The following is a 5,170-nucleotide window of genomic DNA, read 5'->3' on the forward strand; positions in this document are numbered from 1 at the left end:
CGCCAGTGTAGTCCGCAGCGACTGGGCCGGCGTCACCGCCAGCACACAGTCGGCACCGTCGAGCGCGGCCTGGATGTTGCTCGTCGCCACGATGCCGGGCTGGAGCGTGATGCCCGGCAGGTAGCGTGGATTTTCGCCGCGGTCGATCGCGGCGACGGTCTCCGGATCGCGCGCGTAAAGGCGAACAAAATGCCCGGCGCGCAGCATGGCCAAGGCCAAGGCAGTGCCCCAGGCCCCGCCGCCGAGCACGGCAACGCGCCAGCCGGTCGGCGCGGTGTCGTTGCCGTTCGTTGCCCGCTCGTTCATGCCTTGGCTCCGCGCCGGCCGGAGCCGACCATCGGCGCCGAGACACTGTCCAGCGGCCAGCGCGAGCGCGGCACGAAATCGAAGCCGTTCTCCTGCGCCATGCCTTCGCGCAGCCGCTCGATGCCGGCCCAGGCGATCATAGCCGCATTGTCGGTGCAAAGCTTCAGCGGCGGTGCGATGAAGGTGAAGCCGGTCTCGGCACAGAGCCGCTCCAGCATGATCTTGATCGTGCGGTTGGCGGCGACACCACCGGCAACGACGAGGGCCGGGTTTTTCGTGCCGGGAAATGTCTCGCGAAAGCGCGTCAGCGCGCGGGAGACACGGTCGGCCAGCGCATCGGCCACCGCCGCCTGGAACGAAGCGCAGATGTCGGCGACGTCCTGGTCGCTCAGCGGCGCAATGGCGCTCGCCGCCTGGCGCACGGCGGTCTTGAGGCCGGAGAAGGAGAAGTCGGGCTGGGCCGAGCCCTTCATCGGTCGCGGAAAGGCAAAGCGCGAGGCGTTGCCGGCTTGTGCCGCCTTTTCGACATTCGGCCCGCCGGGATAGGGCCGGCCGAGCATCTTGGCCGTCTTGTCGAAGGCTTCGCCGAGCGCGTCGTCGATGGTCGTTGCCCAGCGCCGGTAATCGCCGACTCCCCGCACGGCGACGATTTGCGTATGGCCGCCGGAGACCAGCAGCAAGAGATAGGGAAAGTCGAGCCCGTCGGTCAGCCTTGCGGTCAGCGCATGGCCTTCGAGGTGGTTGATGGCGATCAGCGGCTTGTTCGCCGCAGCGGCAATCGCCTTGGCGGTCATCAGCCCGACGATCAGTCCGCCGACAAGGCCGGGGCCGGCGGTGGCGGCAATCGCATCGATATCGGCGAGTGCTGTGCCCGAATCGGCAAGGGCCGCCTCGATTATGCCGTCCAGCGCCTCGACATGGGCGCGCGCGGCGATTTCCGGCACGACACCGCCGAATGCGGCATGCTCCTCGATCTGGCTGAGCACGATGTTGGACAGGATTTTTGGCGCGGCGTAGCCGTCGATGGCCACCACGCTGGCGGCGGTCTCGTCACAACTCGTCTCTATGCCCAGCACGCGGATCAATTCGTCGCTGTCCCTAAAGATTGTATCATGGGGCTTTCCCCGTTAGGAGAACCCCGGAAAAGCCTCGCTTGCCGGGGGGTTATCACGGACTGCGCGCCATGCAAACAATCTTGAGAATCGGAACACGCGGCAGCCCGCTGGCGCTGGCACAGGCGCATGAAGCGCAGGCGCGGCTGATGGCCGCGCATGGCATGCCGGCGGAGGCGTTCGAGGTGGTCGTCATCTCGACCAGCGGCGACCGCATCCAGGACCGGCCGCTGTCGGAAGCCGGCGGCAAGGGCCTGTTCACCAAGGAGATCGAGGAGGCGCTGCTGGCGGGCCGGATCGACATCGCCGTGCATTCGTCGAAGGACATGCCGACGCAACTGCCCGACGGTCTCGAACTCTCGGCCTTCCTGCCGCGCGAGGATGCACGCGACGCCTTTGTCGGCAAGGCGGCGAAGACGATCGCCGAACTGCCGCGCGGGGCGAAAGTCGGCTCGTCGTCGCTGCGGCGGCAAGCGCTGATCCGCCGGATGCGGCCGGATCTCGACGTGGTGATGTTCCGCGGCAATGTGCAGACGCGGCTGCGCAAGCTCGAAGAAGGCGTCGCCGCCGGCACGATCCTGGCCTATGCCGGGCTGAAGCGGCTTGGGCTCGAGCATGTCGTCACCGATCTGATACCGCTCGATGTCTTCCCGCCGGCGCCGGGGCAAGGTGCGATCGGTATCGAAACCCGTATCGGCGACCGCGATGTCGAAAAAATGCTGGCAGCCGTCCATGATGTACCGACCGGCCAGGCGCTGGCCTGCGAGCGTGCCTTCCTGGCGGCGCTCGATGGCTCCTGCCGCACACCGATCGCCGGCTATGCGGCGATCGAGGCCGGAAAACTGTCTTTTGCCGGGCTGATCATCTCGCCCGACGGCACGCAGTCGCACACGGTCGAGCTGCAGGGGCCGGCGCAAGACGCCGCCCGCATCGGCGGTGAAGCGGCCCGGAGTGTGCGCGCCAAGGCCGGCGAAAAGTTCTTCGACGGCTGGCTCTGAAATGCTTCGCGTCCTGGTGACCAGGCCGGAACCGGGTGCCTCGCGCACAGCGCATCGGCTTGAGGAGGCAGGTTTTCAGCCGGTTCTTTTGCCCCTGACCGAAACAAAGGCGTTGCCTGCCGCCGCCGGACTGATCCCGGACGATGCCGTCGCGGTGGCCGTCACCAGCGCCAATGCCATGCGTCATGCGCCGGAAGAAATCATCGCGACGCTCGCCGCCTTGCCTTGTCATGCGGTCGGCAAAAGGACGGCGCAAGCGGCGCTTCGAGCGGGGTTTTTGTCGGTCAGTGAAGGCCCGGGCGATGCGGAGGCGCTGGCCGACAGTCTCGCCGTCGATTTTTCTGGAAAGACGATTGTCTACCTCTGCGGGCGCGTGCGTTTTCCGGCGTTGGAACAGAGGCTCGGGACGGCGGGCGTTCGGGTCCACGCCGTCGAGACCTATGACACGCTGGCAGTGGGGTATTCGGACGAAGTCATCCTCGAACGCCTGTCGGGGCAACCTGCCGACGCGGTGTTGCTCTATTCAGCCAAGGCGGCGGCGGCGATGCAGACCTTGGCAAGACGGCCCGCTCTGCGCGGTCTCTTCGAAAAAACATGGGTTTTTGCGCTTTCCACTCGCATCGCGGCAGCCTTCGACGGTGTCGCCAGCGAAAGGATCCGCATTGCCGCGCAACCCGACGAGGATGTGCTGCTGGCGCTTTTGCAGGCGCCGCGCTGAGCCGCGTCATCACACCGCCCCTTTTCACCGCTTGGTGATGTGCTAGACCCTTTCTGAACCATCATGCGCCGCTAGGCGTTGAGACGAAGCGAATTGTGCGGAGCCCAGGCATGGTCAAGACGCCGAAGATGCGACACTCGAAAAGCCGCCGCGAGCCGGTGACCATCGATCTCGAGCCGGGCGCCGTCTCACGCATCGCCGACGAGGACGCCGCCACGCAGGAGGCCCGGACAGACGAGGCGAAGGCCGAGGAAGCAGCGAACGCTTCGCAACCCGAGGTTCCCGAAGAGCCGGTTCACGCCGACCAGACCGATCTCGAGCCCTGGGAGCATACCGACGCCCGGGCCGAACCGGAGCAGCCGCCGGCAGCGGCGACAAAGCCCGCTAGCGAGGCCGAGATCCCCTATCCCGGATCGTCCGACGAGCCCGGATCGTCCCACGGTCCCGGATCGTCCGATGCGCCGGCCGGCAAGACCAAAGCCTACGACTACAGTTTCGAGGACGCATCGGCGAAGCGCACGCAGACCGACGGCAACAAGGCGAAACCCGAGACACGGGACGAGAAAATGGCGCCACCCCTTGAAAAGCGCGGCGGCCTCAACGGCGTCGCCGCCGGCATCATCGGCGGCGTCATCGCGCTGGTCGGCGCCGGCGGGCTGCAATTTGCCGGCCTGCTTGGCGCGCCGGGTTCCGGTGCCGGCGTCTCGCTCGATGGCGTCAACGGCGACATCGCCTCGCTGAAGACCGAAATCGCCGGTTTGAAGGACGCCGGCGGCAACGGCGATGGAGCGGCGAAGATGGTCGGCCTGTCCTCGGGCCTTGAACAGGTCAAGGCCGATGTGGCGGCGCTGAAATCGGCTGTCGAGAAAGGTGGAGCAGGCGACGCGGCCGGGGTCGCCGCACTGGGCGACAAGGTCGCGCAGATCGAGACGGCGGTCGCCGCCCTCGGCAAGGCCGGCAGCTCGGCACCGGTCGATCTCGGTCCGCTCAACGAGAAACTGGCTGGCCTCGACGCGCTGGTGAAGTCGGCCGGCGAGGCTACGACGGCGCAGGAGGGCCGGCTGACAGCGCTGGAGCAGTCTGTGTCGCAGCTGTCCGGCAAGGTCGAGGCGGCGGCGGGGCAGCCGAAGGTAGCGCTTGCCATCGCGGCGTCGGCCTTGAAGGCGGCGCTCGAGCGTGGCGGGCCGTTTTCGGCCGAACTCGAAACCCTCGCGGCAATTTCGCCCGATGCGCCGCAGCTTGCGGCACTGCGCCCCTATGCTGAAAAGGGCGTTCCGACCCGCGCCGAGATCGCATCGCAGGCTGATGCCGCCGCCAATGCCATGGTCACTGCCGCGACGCCCGTCGATGAGAATGCCGGCTTCCTGCAGAATCTGATGTCGAGCGCCGAATCGCTGGTCAAGGTCAGGCCGATCGGCGCCGTCGAAGGCGCCGGCGCACCGGAAACCGTCGCGCGCATGGAGGCGGCGGTCAACCAGGGCGACTACGCGAAGGCACTCAGCGAGTATGAAACGCTGCCCGAGGCCGCCAAGGCCGCTGGCGCGGACTTTGCCGGCAAGCTGAAGGCACGCATCGAGGTCGAAACCCAGGTCGATGCGCTGATCTCGGGCGCGATGAAGGCATGAGGGCAACACAATGATCCGCCTGCTCGCCTTCCTCATCGTCGTTTTCGCGCTCGGGCTGGGCTTTGCCTGGCTGGCCGACCGGCCGGGCGACATGGTCGTCACTTTCAACGGCTATCAATACCAGGTCAGCCTGATGGTGGCGGCGGTGGCCGTCGTTGCCGTGGTCGCCGCGGTGATGATCCTGTGGTGGCTGCTCAAGTCGCTGTGGAACAGCCCCTACACCATCTCGCGCTATTTCCGCGTCCGCCGCCGCGACCGTGGCTATCAGGCGCTGTCGACCGGCATGATTGCCGCCGGCGCCGGTGATGGCGCGCTGGCCCGCAAGAAGACCAAGGAAGCCGCCAAGCTGATCCGTTCCGACCAGGAGCCGCTGATCCACCTGCTGGAAGCGCAGGCGTCGCTGCTCGAAGG

6 protein-coding genes are annotated in these 5,170 nt (G+C 67.1%); 4 read left to right on the forward strand and 2 right to left on the reverse strand.

What is annotated here, in order from left to right; translation table 11 throughout:
- Both EN750_RS17590 and tsaD read right to left on the reverse strand, forming a co-directional pair.
- On the reverse strand, nucleotides 1–306 hold a 306-nt coding region (locus EN750_RS17590; RefSeq protein ID WP_189526275.1), incomplete at its 3' end, for an NAD(P)-binding domain-containing protein.
- Nucleotides 303–1,388 (reverse strand): tRNA (adenosine(37)-N6)-threonylcarbamoyltransferase complex transferase subunit TsaD, encoded by a 1,086-nt coding sequence (gene tsaD / locus EN750_RS17595; RefSeq protein WP_189526277.1) that lies wholly within the window; start codon nucleotides 1,386–1,388, stop codon nucleotides 303–305. The genes tsaD and EN750_RS17590, both read right to left, overlap by 4 nt.
- Before the next feature lie 101 nt (nucleotides 1,389–1,489).
- Here tsaD and hemC point away from each other — a divergent pair, with 101 nt between their 5' ends.
- From hemC to EN750_RS17615, 4 genes are all read left to right on the forward strand, one after another.
- Nucleotides 1,490–2,416 carry a hydroxymethylbilane synthase gene (hemC, locus tag EN750_RS17600; protein ID WP_127397168.1) on the forward strand — a complete coding sequence of 309 codons (927 nt, stop codon included), beginning with the start codon at nucleotides 1,490–1,492 and terminating at the stop codon, nucleotides 2,414–2,416.
- Nucleotide 2,417: 1 nt separating this feature from the next.
- The gene (locus EN750_RS17605) at nucleotides 2,418–3,134 is read left to right on the forward strand and encodes a uroporphyrinogen-III synthase (protein WP_127397169.1); all 717 of its coding nucleotides are present in this window, start codon (nucleotides 2,418–2,420) and stop codon (nucleotides 3,132–3,134) included.
- Between the two features lie 110 nt (nucleotides 3,135–3,244).
- The gene (locus tag EN750_RS17610) at nucleotides 3,245–4,759 is read left to right on the forward strand and encodes a COG4223 family protein (RefSeq protein ID WP_127397170.1); all 1,515 of its coding nucleotides are present in this window, start codon (nucleotides 3,245–3,247) and stop codon (nucleotides 4,757–4,759) included.
- A gap of 10 nt (nucleotides 4,760–4,769) precedes the next feature.
- Nucleotides 4,770–5,170 (forward strand): heme biosynthesis HemY N-terminal domain-containing protein (locus tag EN750_RS17615; RefSeq protein WP_281062305.1); only part of this gene is annotated, 401 nt, incomplete at its 3' end.

It is taken from the genome of Mesorhizobium sp. M7A.F.Ca.ET.027.03.2.1 (assembly GCF_003999175.1).
GTDB lineage: Bacteria > Pseudomonadota > Alphaproteobacteria > Rhizobiales > Rhizobiaceae > Mesorhizobium.